Origin of the sequence: Gilliamella sp. wkB72 (assembly GCF_001693745.1) — a bacterium.
Classification (GTDB): Bacteria; Pseudomonadota; Gammaproteobacteria; order Enterobacterales; family Orbaceae; genus Gilliamella; species Gilliamella apicola_E.
Genome location: NZ_LZEI01000027.1, coordinates 53248 through 77419 on the forward strand (window position 1 = coordinate 53248; position 24172 = coordinate 77419).

Annotated in this window: 24 protein-coding genes; 12 read left to right on the plus strand and 12 right to left on the minus strand. The window is 35.3% G+C overall.

The window, feature by feature from the left end; genetic code table 11:
- The first annotated feature begins 1 nt into the window (after position 1).
- The 4 genes from waaA (at position 2) to A9G07_RS11405 (ending at position 5277) form a co-directional block, all read left to right on the plus strand.
- The gene (waaA, locus tag A9G07_RS11390; protein ID WP_065735216.1) at positions 2-1279 is read left to right on the plus strand and encodes a lipid IV(A) 3-deoxy-D-manno-octulosonic acid transferase; all 1278 of its coding nucleotides are present in this window, start codon (positions 2-4) and stop codon (positions 1277-1279) included.
- Positions 1276-2250, plus strand: coding sequence for a ferrochelatase (gene hemH / locus A9G07_RS11395; protein WP_065735217.1), 975 nt, complete (start codon positions 1276-1278; stop codon positions 2248-2250). Before waaA ends, hemH begins: the two co-directional genes overlap by 4 nt.
- Positions 2251-2407: 157 nt before the next feature.
- Positions 2408-3733: a CoA-disulfide reductase gene (locus A9G07_RS11400; RefSeq protein ID WP_065735218.1), complete on the plus strand. Its 1326-nt coding sequence runs from the start codon at positions 2408-2410 to the stop codon at positions 3731-3733.
- Positions 3734-3855: 122 nt separating this feature from the next.
- Complete coding sequence (locus tag A9G07_RS11405; RefSeq protein ID WP_065735219.1) at positions 3856-5277, plus strand: cation:dicarboxylate symporter family transporter; 1422 nt, start codon at positions 3856-3858, stop codon at positions 5275-5277.
- A gap of 80 nt (positions 5278-5357) precedes the next feature.
- Here A9G07_RS11405 and galU read toward each other — a convergent pair whose 3' ends face one another.
- From galU to A9G07_RS11430, 6 genes are all read right to left on the minus strand, one after another.
- Positions 5358-6272, minus strand: coding sequence for a UTP--glucose-1-phosphate uridylyltransferase GalU (galU, locus tag A9G07_RS11410; RefSeq protein ID WP_065561799.1), 915 nt, complete (start codon positions 6270-6272; stop codon positions 5358-5360).
- A gap of 30 nt (positions 6273-6302) precedes the next feature.
- Positions 6303-6800, minus strand: coding sequence for a DUF2569 domain-containing protein (locus tag A9G07_RS11415; protein ID WP_065735220.1), 498 nt, complete (start codon positions 6798-6800; stop codon positions 6303-6305).
- Between the two features lie 10 nt (positions 6801-6810).
- Positions 6811-7308, minus strand: a complete 498-nt coding sequence (locus tag A9G07_RS11420) for a hypothetical protein (protein WP_065735221.1) — start codon at positions 7306-7308, stop codon at positions 6811-6813.
- Positions 7309-7355: 47 nt separating this feature from the next.
- A complete protein-coding gene (locus A9G07_RS11930) occupies positions 7356-7466 on the minus strand; it encodes an entericidin A/B family lipoprotein (RefSeq protein ID WP_370632592.1) in 111 nt (36 codons plus the stop codon).
- Positions 7467-7529: 63 nt separating this feature from the next.
- Positions 7530-8726, minus strand: coding sequence for an amino acid aminotransferase (locus A9G07_RS11425; protein ID WP_065735222.1), 1197 nt, complete (start codon positions 8724-8726; stop codon positions 7530-7532).
- Between the two features lie 265 nt (positions 8727-8991).
- Entirely contained in the window at positions 8992-9375 is a 384-nt protein-coding gene (locus A9G07_RS11430; RefSeq protein WP_065735223.1) for a RidA family protein, read from the minus strand.
- A 146-nt stretch (positions 9376-9521) separates the two neighbouring features.
- Here A9G07_RS11430 and ffh point away from each other — a divergent pair, with 146 nt between their 5' ends.
- The gene (gene ffh, locus A9G07_RS11435; protein WP_065561794.1) at positions 9522-10889 is read left to right on the plus strand and encodes a signal recognition particle protein; all 1368 of its coding nucleotides are present in this window, start codon (positions 9522-9524) and stop codon (positions 10887-10889) included.
- 68 nt (positions 10890-10957) lie between these two features.
- Here the strand turns inward: ffh and A9G07_RS11440 are convergent, their stop codons facing one another.
- Together A9G07_RS11440 and ispB are read right to left on the minus strand one after the other, a co-directional pair.
- Positions 10958-11830: an EamA family transporter gene (locus tag A9G07_RS11440; RefSeq protein WP_065735224.1), complete on the minus strand. Its 873-nt coding sequence runs from the start codon at positions 11828-11830 to the stop codon at positions 10958-10960.
- A gap of 153 nt (positions 11831-11983) precedes the next feature.
- Complete coding sequence (gene ispB, locus A9G07_RS11445) at positions 11984-12967, minus strand: octaprenyl diphosphate synthase (RefSeq protein WP_065561792.1); 984 nt, start codon at positions 12965-12967, stop codon at positions 11984-11986.
- A 154-nt stretch (positions 12968-13121) separates the two neighbouring features.
- On the opposite strand from ispB, the gene A9G07_RS11450 reads away from it, so the two are divergent.
- Entirely contained in the window at positions 13122-13937 is an 816-nt protein-coding gene (locus tag A9G07_RS11450; RefSeq protein ID WP_065735225.1) for a TonB family protein, read from the plus strand.
- Between the two features lie 91 nt (positions 13938-14028).
- On the opposite strand, the gene pepP is transcribed toward A9G07_RS11450, so the two are convergent.
- Together pepP and A9G07_RS11460 are read right to left on the minus strand one after the other, a co-directional pair.
- Positions 14029-15342, minus strand: coding sequence for a Xaa-Pro aminopeptidase (gene pepP, locus A9G07_RS11455; RefSeq protein WP_065735226.1), 1314 nt, complete (start codon positions 15340-15342; stop codon positions 14029-14031).
- Positions 15343-15375: 33 nt separating this feature from the next.
- Positions 15376-15918: a YecA/YgfB family protein gene (locus A9G07_RS11460; RefSeq protein ID WP_065561789.1), complete on the minus strand. Its 543-nt coding sequence runs from the start codon at positions 15916-15918 to the stop codon at positions 15376-15378.
- A 129-nt stretch (positions 15919-16047) separates the two neighbouring features.
- Here A9G07_RS11460 and A9G07_RS11465 point away from each other — a divergent pair, with 129 nt between their 5' ends.
- The 4 genes from A9G07_RS11465 (at position 16048) to crr (ending at position 19065) form a co-directional block, all read left to right on the plus strand.
- Complete coding sequence (locus A9G07_RS11465; protein ID WP_065561788.1) at positions 16048-16374, plus strand: hypothetical protein; 327 nt, start codon at positions 16048-16050, stop codon at positions 16372-16374.
- 140 nt (positions 16375-16514) lie between these two features.
- A complete protein-coding gene (gene ptsH / locus A9G07_RS11470; RefSeq protein ID WP_065561787.1) occupies positions 16515-16772 on the plus strand; it encodes a phosphocarrier protein Hpr in 258 nt (85 codons plus the stop codon).
- Positions 16773-16824: 52 nt separating this feature from the next.
- Complete coding sequence (gene ptsI / locus A9G07_RS11475) at positions 16825-18552, plus strand: phosphoenolpyruvate-protein phosphotransferase PtsI (RefSeq protein ID WP_065735227.1); 1728 nt, start codon at positions 16825-16827, stop codon at positions 18550-18552.
- A 9-nt stretch (positions 18553-18561) separates the two neighbouring features.
- Positions 18562-19065 (plus strand): PTS glucose transporter subunit IIA, encoded by a 504-nt coding sequence (gene crr, locus A9G07_RS11480; protein WP_065561785.1) that lies wholly within the window; start codon positions 18562-18564, stop codon positions 19063-19065.
- Between the two features lie 93 nt (positions 19066-19158).
- Here the strand turns inward: crr and pgi are convergent, their stop codons facing one another.
- A complete protein-coding gene (gene pgi / locus A9G07_RS11485; RefSeq protein ID WP_065735228.1) occupies positions 19159-20808 on the minus strand; it encodes a glucose-6-phosphate isomerase in 1650 nt (549 codons plus the stop codon).
- A gap of 256 nt (positions 20809-21064) precedes the next feature.
- On the opposite strand from pgi, the gene A9G07_RS11490 reads away from it, so the two are divergent.
- Positions 21065-21814, plus strand: a complete 750-nt coding sequence (locus A9G07_RS11490; protein WP_065735229.1) for an IclR family transcriptional regulator — start codon at positions 21065-21067, stop codon at positions 21812-21814.
- A gap of 57 nt (positions 21815-21871) precedes the next feature.
- On the opposite strand, the gene A9G07_RS11495 is transcribed toward A9G07_RS11490, so the two are convergent.
- A complete protein-coding gene (locus tag A9G07_RS11495) occupies positions 21872-23014 on the minus strand; it encodes an iron-containing alcohol dehydrogenase (protein ID WP_065735230.1) in 1143 nt (380 codons plus the stop codon).
- Between the two features lie 221 nt (positions 23015-23235).
- On the opposite strand from A9G07_RS11495, the gene A9G07_RS11500 reads away from it, so the two are divergent.
- Positions 23236-24141: a dihydrodipicolinate synthase family protein gene (locus A9G07_RS11500; protein ID WP_065735231.1), complete on the plus strand. Its 906-nt coding sequence runs from the start codon at positions 23236-23238 to the stop codon at positions 24139-24141.
- Positions 24142-24172: the final 31 nt, after the last annotated feature.

The following is a 24172-nucleotide window of genomic DNA, read 5'->3' on the forward strand; positions in this document are numbered from 1 at the left end:
CATGAATATTTTATATACGATTTTACTTTATTTAATCCAACCGCTTGTCTGGTTTAGACTGCTTTGGCGCAGTCGCAAAGCACCAGATTATCGTAAGCGTTGGTTAGAACGCTATGGATTTTGTAAAAATAAAGTCAAATCAGGTGGAATTTTAGTTCACGCGGTATCTGTCGGCGAAACACTCGCTGCAATTCCATTGATAAAAACACTTCAAAAACAATATCCGCAGTTACCAATTACCGTTACAACAATGACACCTACTGGCTCTAAACAAGTTAAGACGCTACTAAAAGATAGCGTTAGCCATGTCTATTTACCTTATGATTTACCCTGTTCAATACATCGTTTTCTAAAAGCAGTTAAACCTAAATTAGTCATAATCATGGAAACCGAACTTTGGCCAAACTTAATTAGCCAATGCCATAACAAAAAAATCCCATTAATTATTGCTAATGCGCGATTATCTGAACGTTCAGCCAATAGGTATCACAAATTAGGAAAAGCGATTAGTAAACTATTAACTAAAATCAGCACAGTCGCCGCTCAAAACGAACAAGATGGAGAGCGATTTTTATCGTTAGGTTTGCCAAAAGAGCATTTAACCGTAACCGGTAGTATTAAATTTGATATTGAACTAACTGATAAACAAAGTCTTGCGCAATTAAAACAGCAATGGCAATTAAATCGACCAGTTCTTATAGCAGCGAGCACACATTCAGGTGAAGATGAAATCATTTTATCAGCATTTCAACGACTACTAAAAAATCACTCTAACTTATTACTTATCTTAGTTCCGCGTCATCCAGAACGTTTTAAAACTGTTGAAGAACTAATTTCCGACAATAAGTTAAATTATATCAAACGAAGCACGAAACAAATCCCAACTGAGCAGACGCAAGTGATTTTGGGCGACACCATGGGAGAACTATTAGAACTTTATGGTTTAGCTAATATCGCTTTTGTTGGCGGTAGCTTAATTGAACATGGTGGTCACAATCCATTAGAACCGGCACTACACCATATTCCAATTATCAGCGGTAAATACTTTTTTAACTTTAAAGTCATTTGTGAACAGTTAATTGAAGCTAATGGTATGTTGATATGTGACAGCACAGCTGATTCACTCTATTCAACGGTAAACAGCTTATTGAATGACGATAATCGTTGTCAGCAAATCGGCGAAAACGCATATCGAGTATTAAAAAGAAACCAAGGAGCACTAAATCGCCTACTTAAGGTTATCCATCACTATCTTGAACCATATAAGGATAACCGATGAAAAACAAACAGGGAGTATTAATTGTTAATTTAGGTACGCCAAGTGCTGCAACGCCAGAGGCAATACGCTCTTACTTAACGGAGTTTTTACTCGATCGTCATGTTGTCGATCTTCCTGCTTTTATTTGGTATCCAATACTAAAATACCTAGTATTACCTAAACGCGTTCCCTACATCATTAACCATTATCAAAAAATATGGATAAATGAGGAATCACCATTACTCCATTACAGTAAACGCTTGATGAATCAATTACAACAAGCATTACCGGATATACAATGCGAATTAGCCATGACCTATGGTGAACCGAGCTTACAATCCGCACTAAATAATTTAAAATCATGTGAGAAAATAACACTATTACCGTTATTTCCACAATATTCTACAACTACAACTCAGGCGGTATTAGATAAAGTTAAGCAACTTATTCGTGATTGTGCGTTCAAGATTAACTATATTCGTGATTATGCAGATGACGAAAGTTATATCGATGCGCTTTATTCACAAGTGCAACAAGCTTTTTCAACGCAAGGACAACCTGATGTATTGCTTCTTTCCTATCATGGCATACCTCAACGCTATATTGATAAACGGCAAGATGACTATGTGCAAAGATGCCAGTTAACAACCCAGTTATTGATAAAAAAATGCCAAGATAATGGAATCGACTTACCAATCAAAATGGCTTATCAATCAAAATTTGGTAAAGGGAAATGGGTTGAACCAAACACCAGCGATATATTAGAAAACCTAGCTAAAACCGAGACTGAACATGTTCATGTTATCTGCCCTGGTTTTTCGGCGGATTGCATTGAAACACTTTATGAAATTGATGAGCAAAACCGAGAAATATTTTTAAATGCGGGCGGTAAACAGTTTTATTACATTCCAGCCTTAAACGATACGCTATTACAGGTGGAATTAATCAAAAATATACTTCAAAAACCCCGTTCCTCAACTTTTTTTGATTAATTAAAACTTATTTTAACGATAACTCGCTATCCCAAATATTATCTACTGACCATAAATTGATTACGATTAAAGCTAAATAACCAACTAATTTAACCTAAATGATAACCTGTGTTAGGATGATAGTTAAAAATTATCTGCGCTCAAAGGAGAATTATCGATGAAAATAATCATCATTGGCGCTCAAGCAGCTGGAGCAAGTGCTGCTGCAAAAGCCAAAAGAAGGGAACCCAATGCGACAATCTGTATCTATGAAAAATCAGATATAGTTTCATTTGGAGCTTGTGGATTACCTTATTTTATTGGCAATCATTTTGGCGATGAAAATGAAATGATATCCAGAACGCCAGAACAATTTGCTAAAGATGGCATTGAAATCAAAACATTACATGAAGTTATCGCTATTGATCCTAATTTAAAAAAAGTCACCGTCAAAGATATCAAAAACAATAATTGCTTTGACGATGATTATGACAAGTTACTCATTTCCGTTGGGGCGATACCAATAATTCCACCTTTAGAAAATAGACAACTGGAAAATATTTTCACTTTACGCGATATGTATGATGGTCTAGCAATAAAAAAAGCCTTAAACCAAAATACCAATGTCGTGGTCATTGGTGCTGGCTATATCGGGCTAGAAATAACCGAATCGTTAGTAAAATTGAATAAAAACGTAAAATTAATTCAATTAGATGATAGAGTTTTGACCGATGCCTTCGATCCAGAACTTACTGAGATAATTGAAGAAAATCTAAAACAACATTGTGATTTACATCTACAAGAGCAAGTACAAGGTTTTGAAGGTGAACAAAAAGTTACTCATGTTATCACCGATAAAGCTAAATATCCCGCCGACATTGTCATTATTGCCACAGGAGTAAAGCCTAATAGCGAAGTTTATAAACACCTCAATATTGAAACTCTTAGTAATGGTGCAATTGTCGCTGATAATTATGGACAAACTAACATAGCTGATATTTATGCTGCAGGCGACTGTGTCGCGCTTCATCATCGCGTTAGCCAATCAATGACTTATATTCCATTAGCGACCGGAGCGAACAAATTAGGTAAAATTGTTGGAGACAATTTAGCAGGCGGTAACAATCAATTCCCAGGAACCCTTGGGACATCAGCATTAAGAGTATTTGATATTGAAGCCGGTCGAACAGGATTAACCGAACAACAAGCTATTAAAGCTGGTATCCCATACAAAACAGTAGTAGTTAAAGATAAAAATCATAGTAACTATGTTGAAGGGCAAACTAGCGTCACGGCTAAACTTATTTATCACGCCGAAACTCGTATTTTATTAGGTGGACAGATTGCTGGGGGCAGTGGTGCTGTATTAAGAACGAATAGTTTAGCCACCGCTATTTGGGCTAATATGAAAATTGATGAATTAGCCATGATGGATTTTTTATATGCACCACCTTTTTCAAGACCATGGGATATTTTAAATATCGCTGGGGGCATTGCTAAATAGTATTGAAATATTTCAAATATTTGCAAAATTATTAAAATTCAAAATATGTGGTTTGGTTTTAATCCAAACCATAAAAGATTATTAAAAATTAATTCAATTTTATCCAAAAGCTGGGGGTAAACATGTCAGATGCCATTTTTCAGGGCACTTTTTTCGAAAAGTTCTTATCCATCACCCATTATCAAACTTTAATCGGGATTGGTTTATTACTGCTTTGCTTTTTTGCCGTCATGCGACCGATGCAAACCAAAAAAGTTAATTTTTCCATTAGAATGTTAGTCGGATTGGTGCTTGGTGCTGTTATTGGTTTAGGTATTCAAGCTGCAGCCGGTTTTCCAGAAAGTTCAACTGTTTGGATGCAAGAAACAGCAACATGGTATGGTTTGTTTGGTCGTGCCTTTATTGCCTTCATACGCATGTTAGTGATTCCATTAATTTTTGTCTCAATTGTAAAAGTGATTATTGATTTTTCTGGTAAAGACAATTTGCCGAAAATAGCATTCAGAGGAATTTTTTGGTTACTATTCACTACAGCCATCGCTTGTATTGTCGGTATTATTTTAGCAAATTTATTATCATTAGGTGAGTTGAGTTCAGCATCAGCCAAAACGGCTACCGCCAAACAATATACCAATATTATTGACACTTTCGTGAATCTTATTCCAAGTAATATTATCGGCTCTATGGTAAAAGAGAATATTGTAGGCTTAGTTATCTTTTCAGCATTGATGGGACTTGCCGCAAACCGAATGGAAAAAAAGAATCCACAACCTATTGCTCTTTTTAAAACCTTTATTGAAGCGCTTTATAAAATTATCATGTCAATTGCCATGACGGTTATTAAATATATGCCTTATGCGGTGATTGCTTTACTTGCTCGTACTATTATTTCAAACGGTATCCCAGCAATTATTGATGTATCAAGCTTTGTATTAGCGATTTACCTTGCAACCATAATAATGCTTGTTGTGCATATTGTGATTGTCATGCTTCATGGAATTTCACCTATCGTATTTATCAAAAAAGCACTTGGCACATGGTTACTTGCTTTCACTAGCCGCTCATCTGTTGGTACATTACCGATGACGATCTCAACATTGACCGTCAGAATGGGCGTCAATACAGGTACAGCGAATCTAGTTGGCTCACTCGGAAGTACAATGGGAATGAATGGCTGCGCTGGCTTTTTCCCAGCCTTACTTGCGGTTATGGTTGCTCATATGGTGGGTATTAATACTGATATTCAATTCTATATAATGCTAGTCATTGTGGTAGTTATCGGATCAATTGGTATCGCTGGTATTCCAGGCACTGCAACAGTTGCAGCAACTGTCGTACTTTCAGGCATGGGTATGGCTGAATACTTCCCATTAATTGGTATGGTGTTAGCCGTCGATCCAATCATTGATATGGCTAGAACGTTAGCTAATGTTTCTGGATCAATGACCGCTGCAATAGCAACCGATCATGAAGTCGGATTAATGAATATGGATATTTATAATGATCCTAATGTGACTTTGGATAATGAACAGTCTGAAGTTTAACAATAAAGATAATTTTCAGTTTAATTTAATTAACAAAAAGACGCCAATTGGCGTCTTTTTATATCAGCGGAAAAACAAAATTAAATGGTTTTTAACCATGCTTTAACATCATCACCTAAACTTTTGTGACGCATTGCGTATTGTACAAAAGTTTGTACATAACCCAATTTATTACCACAATCGTGGCTTCGGCCTTTAATACAGTATGCATCCACTCGATCTTCATCAAGTAACATCGCAATTGCATCAGTCAATTGAATTTCACCTCCAGCACCTAAAGGCGTTTTAGCTAAAAGTGGCCAAATTTTTTCAGATAAAACGTAACGCCCAACAACTGATTGGTTAGATGGAGCTTCTTCTATTGACGGTTTTTCAACTACACTATACATTTGCGCTATATTACCAGCTGATAACTCTTCACCACGGCAATCAACAATACCATAAGATGAAACAAGATCTTTTGGTACAGGTTCGACCATGATTTGGCTATGTTTAGTGTTATGATAATTATTAATCATCGCCGCTAAATTATCTTGAGCAAGATCACTATCATACTCGTCAATAATCACATCCGGTAATACTACAGCAAAAGGCTCATCACCAACCAAAGGATAAGCACAAAGCACAGCATGACCAAGTCCTTTTGCTAACCCCTGGCGAACACTAGTAATCGTCACGTTTTTTGGCAGAATCCCTTGTACTTCTTGCAAAAGTTGACGTTTAACTCGGGCCTCAAGCATAGCTTCAAGCTCAAAACTGGTGTCAAAGTGATTTTCTATAGAATTTTTAGACGAGTGCGTTACAAAAATAATTTCAGTTATCCCTGCCGCAATACACTCTTTGACAACATACTGAATAAGTGGTTTATCAACCACAGGTAACATCTCTTTAGGAATCGCTTTGGTTGCAGGTAACATTCTTGTGCCAAGACCAGCAACAGGAATAACTGCTTTTTTAACTTTTCCTTTAACAGATGATTCAAAATTTAATGGCATTTTAATTCCTTAAAATAATAAAATGATAAATTAATTAATTATATTGTTATGACTTTTACATTGTCCTTCAACAAAGGTATTTACAACTCGCTCTGATCTTAATATATAAGCAGCCCAAATACCGCTCCAAATGAGTTGTTTTACTGTTTTAGCTATCTCTCTTGATTCGATCGGAAGTTTAGTATAATGATAACAAAGATATTGGTCCAAAAGAAGAAATGAACATGAAGTGACTAGATAACCTAGCATATAATAAGGAAATTTATAGTTTTTAGTAAAAAAAAGATAAAGCAAATAAATAGCAAAAAGAATTAAAATTGCGTTTAGACCTATTTCTACAAATAAAATCCAACTAATATTAGGAATATATTGGTCAGAAACTTGATTAATAAAATCACTCCCATGGAACTTCAAAGTCATTACAATAAAGCCAATAGTGAATAGATTTAGTACAAGCGTAAATACGATGAATATTGCAACAACTATAAGCCAGCCACCTAATCCTTTAAGTTTTGGATTATCCGTCATATAAAGATCCTTAATTAATAATAGATAAATCATTAAATTTAATTAATGACGAATTATCACTGTCTTTAGCTAAAGAATCAATGGAAATATAAACAATTTGACACGTTTCTAACACAGCTTCTTTAACAACAAACTTTGCTTTACGATCGCGTTCCTCTTTCTGTTTGGCGCTAATGTAAAGATCATCATAACCATCATCATACATTGATGCTCTTTCAAATATATTAGTACTACGCCAAAAAGTCTCTTTTGGATAATCTCGCTCAAAAGTTTGACCTGTTAATTTGCCTTTTAAGCCAGCATAACTCATGGGTAAGTGTCGACTAGCTCGACTTTGTGAAAGATAAATATGGGGATATTGTGTAAGATTGGATTCAAGTTGGTTTAACTTAAATTCAACACCAGAACGATTTGGATACTGGCAATTATCCATGATTAAAGGTGCAGTTCGAAAGTTCAACGAACCACACCCTACAAGTAAAAATGCTAAAATAAATAGTCGATACATATGGTTTTGTTTGCTTTTAAGAAGCTATAAGCAAACCCATTTATTATTTACAATTTTTCACTAACATCTTCGGCAGTATTGGTAATAGCTTTACCGCCAGATTGCACGTCTTTACCTACACCTTTAACCGTGTTACAACCTACTACAAGTGTTGTCATCGCGATACTTACCAATAAAATAAATACTTTACGTAACATGTGATTCTCCTCTAGTTAGTCACATTATGATTTGATTGTGGCAAATGCTTCTGCTACACGATGTATATTATGGTGATTTAAACCCGCCACACACATTCTTCCACTGCCCACCAAATAAACAGCGAAATCATCTTTTAGTTGTGCGACTTGCTCTTTAGAAAAACCGGTATAACTAAACATACCTCTTTGTTTAAGTAGGTAGTCAAAATTCTGTTTAGGCGCTGCTGTTTTTAATAAATCGACTAATGTTGAGCGCATGCTAACAATACGATTACGCATTGATTCGACTTCTGTAAACCATAAAGCTTTAAGTTCAGCATTATTTAATACGTATGATACAAGTTGTGCACCGTAAGCGGCAGGACTAGAATAATTTCGACGAACCGTTGCTTGTAATTGACCAAACACTCGATTAGCCACTTGGTTATTATCACATAAAACGGATAAACCGCCCACTCGCTCACCATAAAGTGAAAAAGTTTTAGAAAACGAATTGCTGATAAACCCACACAATCCTCGCTCAGCCACTTTTTTTATTGCATAACTATCACTTTCGATACTTTCGCCAAAACCTTGGTAAGCGATATCCATAAATGGAATGAGATCTCGGTTTTGTAAAACATCAATCACTTTGTCCCATTGTTGGTTTGTTAATTCTGCACCAGTTGGGTTATGGCAGCAAGGATGCAATAACACAATACTTTTAGCGGGTAAAGTATTAAGTGTTTCAAGCATCGCATCAAAATTCACGCCACAAGTCTGAGGATCAAAATAAGGGTATTTATTTACCTTAAATCCTGCGCCATTAAAAATGGCAATATGATTCTCCCAAGTTGGATCACTAACCCAAACTTGAGAATCAGGAAAATAACGATATAAAAAGTCAGCACCGACTTTCAGCGCACCTGATCCCCCTAATGTTTGAACAGTGGCTATCCGCTTTGTTTGAAAAGCAGGATTATCTTCACCAAAAAGCAATGATTGGATTGCCTGACAATAACTCGGTAAGCCACTCATCGGCAAATAAAGTTGTGCACCTTGTTGATGATGATAAATATAGTCACGAGCCGTTTTAATACACGATAATTGAGGAACCACACTATTTTCATCATAATAATAACCAATACTCAAATTGGTCTTGTTTTCGCGCTTATCATTATTGAATTCAGCGACTAATGATAATATTGGATCCCCTGCGTACGACTCTACTTTTTCAAACATTTTCCCAACCTAATTAAATCAGTAAATATCAATAGATAATTGTAGATTATTGCACCAACTTAATTGGCAATCAATCACTAAATAATAGTTTAAATATAAATAATTTTAGGATAATAAAATAGACCGTTTAAAAGACTGATTTGGATATAAAACGTTAGAATAGATGGTCAAAAAAGGGATTTTAAATAAAAAAAACCTCAAAAACCCCGTTCCTCAACTTTTTTTACTTCATTAGCACCTTTCGGTGCTAACAATTATAAGTCGATTATTTAACCGCAATAACTTCTATTTCAACTTTCGCATCTTTAGGAATGCGAGCAACTTGCACACAAGAACGAGCAGGGAATGTTGCCTGATTCTCTGTAAAAAATGCCTCATAGACACTATTCACATCCGCAAAATCATTCATATCGGCTAAAAAAATCGTCGTTTTAACGATATTTTTAACTTGATATCCTGCCTCAGTAACAATTGCTTTTACATTCGCTAAACTTTGTTTAGCTTGCTCTTTGACACAACTTGGCATCTCACCTGTAGCTGGATTAATTGGAATTTGACCTGATGCAAATAACATGTTGCCCAAATCAACACCTTGAACATAAGGACCTATTGCTGCTGGTGCTTTGTTGGTATTAACAACTTTTACCATATATGATTTCTCCTTTCATCTTGTTATGCATCTCATTTCAACAGGAACCAAATTTGGTGTCAAGTCATGGTAAATTTATGATCATGGGACTTCTGCCAATTTTCTGATATGATAGTTGAAAATTTTTTCATTTGTTGAGAGTTAGCATGTTTGAGAATTTAACTGACCGTTTATCACAGACATTTCGCAATATTAGTGGGCGTGGACGCTTATCTGAAGATAATATCAAAGATGCCCTACGTGATGTCCGTATGGCATTACTTGAGGCTGATGTTGCCCTACCTGTGGTACGAGAATTTATTAACCAAGTTAAACAAAAAGCTGTTGGTTTAGATGTTAATAAAAGCCTAACACCAGGCCAAGAATTCATCAAAATCGTTCAAGCAGAACTTACTACAGCTATGGGTGAAGTTAATAGTTCACTTAACTTAGCCACCCAGCCTCCAGCCGTCATTCTCATGGCAGGTTTGCAAGGTGCGGGTAAAACTACCAGCGTCGCAAAACTAGCAAAATTTTTAAAAGAAAAACAGAAAAAGAAAGTGTTAGTTGTCTCTGCCGACGTTTATCGCCCTGCGGCAATAAAACAGTTAGAAACACTAGCTAAAGCAATTGATGTGGAGTTCTTCCCGTCAGATATCAATCAAAAACCTATTGATATTGTTAACAAAGCAATTTCACATGCTAAATTACAATTTTTTGATGTCCTTATTGTCGATACCGCTGGTCGATTACATGTCGATAGCGAGATGATGGATGAAATCAAAGCACTGCATGATGCAATCAATCCAATTGAAACGTTATTTGTGGTCGATGCCATGACCGGGCAAGATGCTGCTAATACGGCAAAAGCATTTAATGACGCATTACCTTTGACCGGGGTTATTTTAACTAAGGTGGATGGTGATGCTCGTGGCGGTGCGGCGTTATCGATTCGTCATATTACCGGTAAACCAATCAAATTCTTAGGGATGGGTGAAAAGACGGATGCATTAGAACCTTTTTATCCTGACCGTATCGCTTCACGTATTTTAGGGATGGGTGATGTACTCTCTTTAATTGAAGAGTTACAGAGTAATGTTGATCGTGAAAAGGCGGAGAAAATCGCTAAAAAACTCAAAAAAGGCGATAAGTTTGATTTTAATGACTTCCAAGATCAACTTCGACAAATGCGTAATATGGGTGGAATGGGCGCTATGCTGGCTAAACTACCTGGCGTTGGTCAACTTCCTGATCATATCAAAGCACAGATGGATGATAAAATCACCATCAAGATGGAAGCCATAATTGGTTCGATGACATTAAAAGAACGAGCTAATCCCGAAATCATCAAAGGCTCACGCAAACGCCGTATTGCTAATGGTTCTGGAACCCAAGTGCAAGATGTTAACAAGCTGCTTAAGCAGTTTGAAGATATGCAAAAAATGATGAAAAAGATGAAAGGTGGTGGCATGATGAAGATGATGCGCCAAATGAAAGGTCTAATGGGTGGAGGCATGGGCTTCCCACCTAGATAACATTTTACTTCGCTTTTCTTTCAATAAAATACTATCGTGCAAAGTTACACGATAGTATTTCAATAAACTCAATTTTCTCGATTTAGCGCTTTAATTTTAGTTGGACGCTGCATAGTTAATACAGTACCAATCGATGAAACTATAATAAATAAAATAGCAATCCATTGATAATGAGTTAACTGTTCGTGTAAAACAATTAATCCAGAAAACGCAGCAAATACAGGTGACAAGCTCATCAAAGTACTAAAAGTTTGTGCGGGTAATCGTGGCAAAGCGATCATATCCAGGCCATATGGAATAGCAGACGCCAATAATGAAACGACAAAAACGAGAGGCAACAGATCCATCGAAAACATGGTGCTACCACTGTGCCATACACCAATAGGAAAGAGTAATATTGAGGCAATAATCGAACCTACCGCAACACTTGAGGCACCATAAATTTCACCCGCTTTTCGCCCAAAAACAATATAACCGGCCCAACAGCTTCCTGCACATAAAGCTAGTAATATACCGATAGGATCCAAATCGTTAGAAGCCTGATGAATAGGAAGCAACATCACCAATCCAATGATCGCAATAGCTAACCAAACAAAATCAGTTAATCGGCGCCCAGAAAACATCGCAACCATAATTGGTCCAGTTAACTCTATTGCCACAGCAATTCCTATTGGGATTCGAGATATGGCATTATAAAAAGCCAAATTCATACATCCCATAGCGACACCATACAGAATAATATATTTAATGGCTGACTTAGTAATAGTTTTACGCCAAGGTTTAAAGATTATTACCAATAAAATCGCTGAGAAAAACAACCGCCATGCTGTCATCGCCTCAGGCCCTAGTACAGGAAACAAGTATTTAGCAAATGAAGCACTTGCTTGCACTGATATCATCGAAATAAAAATTAAAAAAACAGGCCAAGATCTTTTGAGCATAATGACTACCTAGATTAAAGTAATTGCATATTAAGGGAAGCAATTTGTTTACATAGCAACGTAAAATCAATTTAAGATTATTACGATATTTCGCTAAAAGCTTTATTATTAAACGAATCGTATAAATAATATTTTTTCAATATCACATCACGTTTAGTTATCCCTTTTTACTGATAGTAAAGCCAGATCTTGTAGCGCTTTTTTATAAGGGGAATCAGGTAAGATTGAAATAACATTGAATGCTTTATTGGCCTCTTGTTGAGCCGTTTTTAAAGTAAATTCAAGAGATCCACACGACTGCATAACTTTTAAAATATGATCTAATAAATGCCTGCCATTACCTTGCTCGATAGCTTGACGGATTAACGTCGCATCTTCTGAATTAGCATGATGCATTGCATGCAATAATGGTAAGGTTGGTTTACCTTCATTGAGATCATCACCCAAATTTTTACCTAATTTTTGATTACTATCCGCACTATAATCTAATAAGTCATCAATAATTTGAAAGGCGGTACCCAAGTATTTTCCATACTCTTGCAGTGCAAATTCTTGCTCTGGTGTTGCTCCTGCTAATACTGCTGCTGAATGCGATGTTGCTTCAAACAGTCTTGCTGTTTTGCGATAAATAACTTGTAGGTATTGCTCTTTAGTAATATCAGGATCATTGCAATTTATCAGCTGTTGAACTTCACCTTCAGCAATAATATTTGTTGCTTCTGACATTATCTTCAATACTTTGAATGATTCTGTGCGTACCATCATTTGGAAAGATCTTGTGTAAATATAATCACCAACTAAGACACTTGCCGCATTACCAAATAGCGCATTAGCGGTTGATTTACCTCGCCGTAAATCAGATTCATCAACAACATCATCATGCAATAAAGTTGCAGTGTGAATAAATTCGATAAAAGCTGCGGTAATAATATGTTTATCACCCTGATAATTAAGCGCTTTAGCTATTAACAAGGCAATAACTGGGCGAATCCGTTTTCCACCACTACTAATGATGTAATTCCCTAATTGATTAATTAGTACAACATCGGAACTAAGTTCTGCTTGTATTGCTTCATTAACTTTAACTAAATCATCTTGCACTAGATCGAGTATTTGTTTTATCGATGGATTATTCATCAGTCTAACCACTACAAATGGGAGATATTTATTTACTATTATCTGATAAATATTTTTATGCAACAAGTACTGCTAAATCATATTTAAAAAAATACTACAAATGATAAGCATTTTCATTTAGAATACACACCTTAAATGAACATTAATTACTGTTATGAAGATCAACTTTGATATAGATATCAACAACGAAAAAGAGCCGCAATCACCTGCTTCTAATAAGCAAAAGGATGCCTATATATATACATCGATCTCTGTAATATCACATTTATTTTTATTTGGATTATTGTTCAGCTCTGCTCTATTTGCAAATAATATCGTTGTTGATGAAGGTGATAATTCAATTAAAGCTGTCATGATTGACCTTACTCAGTTAGCAGCTCCGGAACAATCATTGGTTGAAGAAACACCTGAAATCAAAGGTGCTGAAAACAGTGAAATCATTGACAATAAACCAATTGAAGAACCAGTCGTAGAGCCAGAAGTCGTTGAAGAAAAGATTCCGGAACCTACACCTGAAATAGAACAAAAAAAACCAGCAACAGAGCCAGATAAACCAGTTATTGTTAAACCTAAACCAAATAAGAAAAAACCACCGACACAAAAATCATCTCGTCAACAAGTTAGACAAGATGTGATAAGTGATAATATAGCAAATACTTCAGTAGCTCCTAAAGTATCTGATAATCGACAATATTCTGGTAATCCCTCTCCAATTAGTCGTAATCGACCAGAATATCCTCGAAGAGCACTAGATATGCGCTTAGAAGGTTATGTTGTTGCTATGTTTGATGTAACTAGTGAGGGTCGCGTTGAAAATATTAGGATTATTGAAGCCCAACCTAATAATATTTTTAATCGCTCGGTTATCTCTGCAATGAAAATGTGGAAATATAAGCCGATTGCTGGAAAAGATCTCAAAATAAAAATTGTTTTCAATCGTGATAGTTCAATTAGCTTAGGAAGCAATTAATCACTCATTCCTCAATCAATAACCATTATTAAATAAAAAACTGTAAAAGCACTAATTTTATAATTCAATTAGTGCTTAGTTGATAAATAGTTTATCTATTCTTTTGCATTAAAAGTTCAATTTCCTGCGGTTGTTTAGGTACCGTTGAGGTTAAAATTTCGTTGCCAGCTTCGGTAACCAAAATATTATCTTCGATACGAATCCCAATACCTTTATAACATTCTGGCACATCAGCATCTTTATTAATATAAAGTCCAGGCTCAACGGTTAAGACCATACCCGGAGCGAGTATGCGATCACGATCACTGCCAACATCATGCACATCAATACCTAACCAGTGACCTAATCCATGCATATAGAATGCTAAATAAGCTTTGTTTGTAATCAATGTTTCAACATCACCTTGCATAATTCCAAGCTTAACTAATCCTTCAACCATAATCCGAATAATTTTTTGATTAACTAATGATATTGAGGTGCCTGGTTTCAATAATTTGATAGCTGTACATTGCGCAGTTAACACAATGTTATATATTTCGAGTTGTGCTTGACTAAATTTACCATTAATCGGAAATGTTCGAGTAATATCACCTGCATAATAATGATATTCACAACCTGCATCAATTAAGACTAAATCGCCATCTTTGAGCGTGTCGCTATTATTTTCATAATGCAATATACAACCATTATTACCTCCGCCAACAATAGTATTATATGACGGCCATCGAGCGCCATGCCATGCAAACTCATGTAATATTTCAGCTTCTAATTGATATTCATACCAATTAGCCTGGCATTTTTGCATTGCCCGAATATGTGCTTGAGCACTGATTTCGCACGCTTTACGTAAAAGAGCCATTTCATATTCAGACTTAAACATTCGCATTTCATGAACAATTGGTCGCCAATCAATAACTGTACTCGGCGCAGAAAGTTTGAATCGAGCACCTTGCCGTAATGTATTGATTGCTTTCTTAATTATCTCGTCAGCATAATCATATAGTTGGTCTGCATAATAAATTGCTTTTTTTCCATTTATTAAATTTGGTAAAACACTCTCTATATCATCGAAAAGATAAGCCTCATCGACTAAAATCTTTGTTAATGCCTCTTGCTGGCCTAAGCGGTAGCCAGTCCATGTTTCGGCTAAAGGATCTTTCTTGCGATTAAATAAAATATATCGTCCTTGACCGTCTTGTTGTTTAATTATTGCCAAAAGCGCTTCTGGCTCTGCAAAAAAAGTAAAATACCAAAAGTCACTATCTTGTCTATAAGGATAGTGGGTATCATTACTTCGTTTAACTTCTGGCGAAGCAAAAAATAAGGCAATGCTATTTGGCTCCATCTGAGCCAATAATTTATTTCGCCGATCTAGCAGTTCTGTCTTGGTCTGAATATCTATCATAGCGTTTACCTTGATAATCAGTAATCTTGAATATTAGTGAAGTGTTGGTGTGATATCGGGTTCATTAAATTCATCAAAACATAACATCGCCGTAATGCGAACGTACTCTTTGATCTCTTCAAATGCAAAGCCCAGTTCTTGCTGATCTTCATCTTCATCATAACCGAGTTTAGCTATTTGTCTTAGATCATATATTGCTTCACCCACATCACCTTTAACTCGATTAAGTTTTGGTTGAACTAAACCAATACCCAATAAAAAATGATTTACCCATCCCACTAAATCGTCAATTTGCGTAAACAAATCTTGCTCACCAAGTAGAAGTTGGAACTCAAAATCTTCATCAATAAATTGTTGTTTAGTTGTATGATATAATTCTTCCACTTCCTTATTTAAAGGTTCAGCTATTTTTTGCCCATCATTCAACATGTCTTGAACTAACACTCTCCAACTTTCGTCATGATTTCCTCCAGCTAATAAGCCAGATAAGAATCCATGTAACTCGGCTGCAGTTATGCCAACTTTATTTTGGATAAGTTGACGATTAAGCTCGTCATAAATCTTGGTATTAGTCATTAACTCCACCTTATTAGTTTATAATAATAGTGAAAATACATCCCTCTGCACTTTCACTCATTATTAGTATATAATTTGTGCCTAGCTGTAAATAATAAACAGGTTATTGTGCTTTATAAAGGAATTATTTTGAACATTTTTAGATTAATTTTAACATCACTGTATATAGTTATATCGTTAACTGCTTGTAGTTCATGGCTGAAAAATAAAGGTGTGATTGTTCTTGATGTACAGAATAATACCTATATAACCAGCCAAGACTTACCTAAAGATTATCAGTTAGGCAATGGAGAACAAGAACTTGATAAGTTTGAAGCTTTCTGCCGAGACGAGATCCGTGCCTCACAACTAGATGGTAGTGAAGAGATGGTATTTGAAAATATCAAACGAGGAATTCACGGTCAGGTTGAATTTAAAAAATGTAGTGATAGAGTCACTCGAATTTACCGATATTAATAAATATTTCAGCTTACTTTGTAAAGTATCGCTAATAAGATTGACTAATTGTCACATATCCGTGAAATCTTACTAGCCTTTCAAGCTGTTTTTATTTATATTGTCGCATGAACAAATATATTTTTGGGAGTAAAATAATTATGTACAAGCAAGATGTAACCATTACTGCATCGAACGGTCTTCACACCCGCCCTGCTGCACAATTTGTAAAGGAAGCTAAAAACTTCAATTCAGAAATTACTGTCACATCAAATGGAAAAAGTGCAAGTGCTAAAAGCTTATTCAAATTACAAACATTAGGCTTAACTCAAGGTACAACTATTACTATTTCAGCCGAAGGTGAAGATGAAAAAGAAGCAGTAACTCATTTAGTAAAATTAATTCCTGAATTGGAATAATACTCCCATGTTAGCGTTGAACGGTTTTAATATTAGATAAGGATTAAATGTTATGGTATCAGGTATACTTGTTTCCCCAGGTATCGCTTTTGCAAAAGCGCTATTATTAAAAGAAGAACCTATTGTTATAAATAATAGGCAAATTCTTGATAACAAAATTGACGCTGAAATTGATCGTTTTAAAGAAGCACGTGAAAAATCAAGCGAACAATTACATGCGATCATGGAACGAGCTAAAACCACTTTAGGTGAGGATAAAGCTGCTATTTTTGAAGGTCATATCATGCTTCTTGAAGATGAAGATCTTGAACAAGAAGTTATTTCACGCATCAAAAGTAAACACTCAAGTGCTGACGCAGCTGTCCAATCTGTATTTGAAACCCAAGCAAAAGAGTTAGAAAATCTAGATGATGAATATCTAAAAGAACGTGCTGCCGATATCCGTGATATTGGTAAACGACTGCTAAAAAATATTTTAGGCATCGAAATTGTTGATCTAAGTGCTATTAGCCAACCTTGTATTTTAGTTGCGACTGATTTAACACCGTCTGAAACTGCTCAATTAAATTTAGATATGGTGTTAGGTTTCATCACTGATGCGGGAGGGCGCACTTCACATACATCAATCATGGCCCGTTCATTAGAAATTCCAGCAATCGTGGGTACATCTAATGCAACACAAGAAATCAAACAAGGTGATTTTGTTATTTTAGATGCAATCAACAATGCTATCTACATTAATCCAAATCATGCAACTCAAGAAAAACTAAAACAAGTACAAACAAAATATCTTGCTGATAAAGAAGAGTTAGCAAAATTAAAAGATCTGCCGGCTGTTACACTTGATGGTCATCAAGTTGAAATTTGTGCAAATATTGGTACTGTTCGTGATATTGCTGGTGCAGATCGTAATGGTTATGAAGGTGTTGGGCTTTATCGTACAGAATTCTTATTCATGGATCGTGAAGCTTATCCTAATGAAGATGAACAATTCAAAGCATATAAAGAAGTTGCTGAATCAACTAATGGCCTATCAGTTATTGTTCGTACAATGGATATCGGTGGTGACAAAGATGTACCATATATGCATTTACCAAAAGAAGAAAATCCATTCTTAGGTTGGCGTGCAATTCGTATCTGTTTAGATCGTAAAGAAATACTACATGCGCAGTTACGAGCTATCTTACGTGCTTCTGCATTTGGTAAATTGCGTATTATGTTCCCAATGATTATTTCGGTAGAAGAAATTCGTATTCTAAAATCTGAAATTAATATCCTTAAAGAACAATTAACATCTGAAGGTAAAGCATTCGATAAAAGCATTGAAATTGGTGTGATGATCGAAACACCAGCTGCAGCGGTTATTGCTAGACATTTAGCTAAAGAAGTTGATTTCTTTAGTATTGGAACTAACGATTTAACCCAATATACACTTGCTGTTGACCGTGGTAATGAGCTTATTTCACATCTTTATAATCCACTTTCACCATCAGTATTAACATTGATTAAAAATGTAATTGATGCTTCTCACAAAGAAGGAAAATGGACAGGAATGTGTGGAGAGCTTGCTGGTGATGAAAGAGCAACAATTTTATTACTAGGTATGGGGCTTGATGAGTTCAGTATGAGTGCGGTATCAATTCCTAAAATCAAAAAATTAATTCGTAATACTAATTATGAAGAAGCGAAGAAATTTGCTGATACTGTTCTTGAAAAAGCAACAGCTAAAGAAATAACCGATTTAATTGAAAAATATACTGCTGAAAAGCAAATTTGTTAGGAGGCAATGATGGGTTTATTCGATAAAATAAAGCAATTTGTATCTGATGATAACAAAAACAGCATCGAAATTATTGCACCTCTTAGTGGTGAAATCGTTAAGATCGAAGATGTGCCAGATGTAGTTTTTGCAGAAAAAATCGTTGGTGATGGTGTTGCTATAAAACCTTCTGGTAATAAAATTGTAGCACCATTAAATGGTAAAATTGGTAAAATTTTTGAAACCAATCATGCATTTGCTATTGAATCAGATGAAGGTATCGAACTTTTTGTTCATTTCGGTATAGATACGGTGGAATTAAAAGGTGAAGGTTTTACACGAGTTGCCGAAGAAGGACAACAAGTTAAAATTGGAGATACTATCATCGAAATCGATCTGCCTTTACTTGAAAGTAAAGCCAAATCAGTGTTAACACCAGTTGTGATCTCTAATATGGAAACTGTTGTTGAATTAACTAAGTTATCCGGCTCAGTTGAGGCAGGTAAAACACCAATTATGCGTGTTAAAAAATAACATCGCACAACGTTACTACCCATAAAAAAACCTTCAGTTTTCACTGAAGGTTTTTTATTGAGAATAATCAAACATAGAGTTCAAATAATTCGTTTAACGCCATTTTTTGTATTGATTAATCAAGCTGTTGGTTGATTCATCATGCGAGCTGACTGGTTTATCATCAGCAAGTTCAGGTAAAATGCGACCAGCTAACTGTTTACCCAATTCAACCCCCCACTGATCGAAGCTAAAGATATTTAAAATAACGCCTTGCGTGAAGATTTTGTGCTCATACATCGCCACTAATGCGCCTAAAGTGTACGGTGTGATTTTTTTCACTAAAATAGAGTTAGTCGGTTTATTGCCTTCAAAAACTTTAAATGGAACAATAGATTTAACTTCATCAAGCTTTTTACCAGCGGCAAGAAATTCTTGTTCTACTTGTTGGGCAGTCTTACCAAAAGCTAAAGCTTCTGTTTGAGCAAAAAAGTTAGAAAGCAATTTAGGATGATGATCGCCAACTGGATTATGACTAATTGCCGGTGCAATAAAATCACAAGGAATAAGTTTAGTACCTTGGTGAATTAATTGATAAAACGCATGTTGACCATTTGTCCCTGGTTCACCCCAAATTATAGGACCTGTAGTATAAGTAGTCTTGTTGCCATTACGATCAACACTTTTACCATTTGATTCCATATTCCCTTGCTGAAAATAAGCTGCAAAGCGATGCATATATTGATCATAAGGTAGAATTGCCTCGGTTTCCGCACCATAGAAGTTATTGTACCAAATCCCAATTAAAGCAAGTAATGTTGGGATATTTTTTTCAATTGGTGTGCTTTGGAAATGTTTATCCATCGCATGTCCACCAGCTAAAAACTGTTTAAAGTTTTCAAAACCAATTGAAAGTACAATTGATAAGCCGATTGCAGACCAAGAAGAATAACGACCACCAACCCAATCCCAAAATTCAAACATATTGGCAGTATCAATACCAAATTTTTCTACTTCTTTGGCATTGGTTGATAAAGCTACAAAGTGAAGCGCAACAGCTTTATCATCTTTTGCAGCATCAAGTAACCATTGACGAGCGGTTTGTGCATTAGTCATAGTTTCTTGAGTTGTAAAGGTTTTCGATGCAACTAAAAATAGCGTTGTTTCTGGATTTAAACCTTTTAAAGCTTCAACAATGTGAGTACCATCGACATTAGAAACAAAGTGCATAGTTAGATGGTTTTTATAAGGGCGTAATGCTTCGGTAATCATCACTGGTCCTAAATCTGAACCTCCAATTCCGATATTAACTACATCAGTAATCGCTTTACCAGTATAGCCTTTCCATTCACCACTAATAATTTTTTTACTAAAGGATTCCATCTTCGCCAGCACAGCATTGACGTCATCCATAACATTTTTACCATCAACATAAATTGGTGAATTTGATACATTGCGAAGCGCAATATGTAAAACGGCTCGGTTTTCGGTCCGATTAATTTTTTCACCACTGTACATGGCATTAATAGCCCCGCTTAAATCACACTCGTCAGCGAGCTGATAAAGTTGCTTTAAGGTCTCCTCAGTAATGCGGTTTTTAGACAGATCAACCAAGAACTCATCTTCAAAAGGAATACTTAACTTTTCAACTCGTTTAGGTTCATCTTTTAGAATTTGAGCAATCGTCTTATCGCAATGCTTCTGATAACTAACTTGAAGGGACTTCCAAGCGGATGTAGTAGTTGGATCTATTGACTTTAACATAACTTATTCCTTAATTAATATAGCACTATTAACCATGATATAACTATGGATAACATGATGCAAGATAAGGATTTATCCTTTCAAATCGAGTTGATAGAAAAATAATAGAAGTTATTTTCTTTTCCAAATCAAATAACTTGAATATAATGTAAAAAATAAGATATTTGATACACATAACCGTTCAAAAAATGATTTTTTAATAAATTAGAACCAATAAACTAAATAAATTTCTTACATTATTATATTAGGATATTTCATGCCAAATATTCAGACTCTAGTACCAGCCTTGGATAAAATTGTTCGCATTTGTGATTATTTAGATGGAAATAAAGGTGCAACTTTTAGTCAAATATTTCAAGACCTTAATTTACCTAAAAGTAGTACTTCGACACTGCTTAATGCGTTAGTTATGCATGGTATTTTACGTCAAGATCAAAATAAGTTTTATCTTGGACTAAAATTGCATGAATGGGGAGACAAATCGTTAGAACAGTTCGATATCACAAAAATCGCAGAACCATTGATGACTAAATTAAGAGATCAGACCAACTTAACCTGTCATCTAGGTGTTCTTGATGGGCTTTACTCTGTCTATATTGCAAAAATTGAAAATGACCAAGCTATTGGTATTCGTACTTGGATTGGCAAAAAATTACCATTACATAGTTCTGGTATTGGTAAAGCATTAATAGCTTGGTTACCTGATGAGAAAATCGATCAACTGATACCCGAAGACAAATTGCCCAAATATACCGATACCACTATAACCAGCAAAAAACAGTTAAAAAAAGAGCTAGCTAAAATCCGGTCGCAAGGTTGGGCTTACGATAATCAGGAAGATGTAAAAGGCGTACATTGTATCGCAGCACCGATATTTAATAAAAATCATGAACCAATTGCGGCTATAAGTATTTCCGGCGTTCTTTTTCAGCTACCGGTAGAGAAAATCGAAAAATACTCAGAGCTAGTCCGTAAAGCCTGCCAACAGTTAACCAATAAGTTTTAAAATAATATTGAATAATTATAATTCAATATTATTTTAACTATTTTATTCAATAATTTATTAAGCGATCTGTTTAAATAGCTCAATAAGTTTTTGTTTATCAAAAAATACGGGATTGGCGCCAGCACAGGCATCTTTCATTGAATTTTCCGCCAATAATTCAAAATCAGGATTATTAACCCCCAATTCCTTTAATGATTTAGGAATACCGACTTCTTGCGCTAAATCTTCAATTCTTTTTATCACATAATCAACACATTCTTGATCACTTCTATCTTTTGTATCAAACCCGATTGTTTCAGCAATCACTCTAAATTTTTGTGGTGCATGTTTAGCATTTTCTTTCTCGACTACCGATAATAGCATCGCATTACAAACACCATGAGGTAAATCATAAAGCCCACCTAATTGATGTGCCATAGCATGCACATTACCTAGCCCAGCATTACTAAAAGCGATACCATTTAAAAAGCAGGCATAACTCATCTGTTCTCTGGCTTGAATGTCATTACCGTTTTTAACTGCTCTGGCTAAATATTTAAAAGTTTGAGCTATGGCATATAATGCGGTTGAATCAGTAACATCCATCGCACCTTTAGCAACTACCGCTTCAATTGCATGAGTTAACGCATCCATACCTGTTGCAGCGGTTAAATTGGCAGGTTTGGAAATCATTAAATCAGGATCGCTAACGGTTATTGATGCCAGCGTATTGGGATCGACCATAATCATTTTTACATGTCTACTTTCATCGGTAATAACATAATTAATGGTAACTTCAGCAGAAGTACCTGCAGTGGTTGCTATTGCCACAATAGGTAAACATTTTTGTTTACTTTTATGCATCCCTTCATAATCGGTAATTTTGCCACCGTTGGTGGCCAAAACAGCAACGGCTTTACCACAATCTTGAGGTGAACCTCCACCGATTGATACAATAAAATCACACTCTGATTCTTGACATAATTTTAATGCATTTTCAACATTGGCAACCGTTGGATTTGGTTTCACATCATAAAAAATAACTGATTCAATACCCTCTTTTTTTAAGATATCAACCACTCTATCTACAGTGCCATTACCAATTAAAAACTTATCACTAACAACGAATGCTTTTTTGCAATTTAATTTTTTCACTGGTACGCCTAACTCAGACAGGCAACCTTTACCTAATAAATTAACGGGTGGAATGTAATAAATCATATTTACCTCTTAAATTAATAACACTTTAAAAAATTCCCAGAAAAGAACTTAATTTCATTATACGGAAAAAATAAACTTCCAAAAAAAATAATCTTTACAATGAGAGAATGATCACAAAATTAATTTTCTTTTGTATTAATTGATTGCAATTCGAAATTTTTTCACCAATAATTTGTTCACAACAAAGAAATTATGTTCTACTCAGTGAACAAGGAGAAGAGATGAATATAGAAAAATTTAAAGGGATATTCCCTCCCGTTCCGACAATCGTAAATAAACAAGGAAAACTAGATAAAAAAGGAATGGCCAACCTATTAGATCATCTTATTAAAAATGAAGCGGATGGCGTTTTGATTTTAGGTAGCGGTGGTGAGTTTTGTCATATGCCACCTAAACTAAGGCTCGAAGTCGCTGAATTTGCGGTGAGGCATATCAATAAACGTATTCCCGTTATGATTGGAATATCAAGCCCAAGTACCAAAGAAACGATTGAATATGGTCAACATGCTGCTCAAATAGGTGCGGACGCTGTTTTAGTTGTGAATCCTTACTATGCCTTATTGAATAGTGATGCAATTTATCACCATTATAAAACTGTCGCTGAAAATATTAGTATACCGATCCTACTTTACAATTTTCCTGCACTAACTGGTCAAGACATTGGTATTGATGTAATTACCCGGTTGGCAAAGGATCTGCCAAATATCATCGGGCTAAAAGATACTATTGATAACATTAGCCATACACGAGAAGTGATCAACAAAGTCCATTCTTTCCGACCCGATTTTATCATCTTTAGTGGTTTTGACGAATATATGCTAGACACGCTGATTTTAGGTGGTCATGGTGGTATTCCGGCAACGTTTAATTTTGCACCTAAAATTACTAAGGGAATTTATAAAGCGTTCATACAAAAAGATTATGAAACAGCATTTAAATTACAACGTCAATTAGCAAAATTGATGCCTATCTATGCCATTGAAACCCCTTTCTTTGGTGTGATTAAACAAGCAATCAAACTAACAGGTGTGAATATATCAACTGAAGTTTTAGCTCCAGTAATGCCATTAACTTCCGATAAAAAGAAAATACTTAAAAAATTATTATCTGATTCAAAAATTTTATAAGAATTTATTATTAATTAGTTTTAGGAGCAAA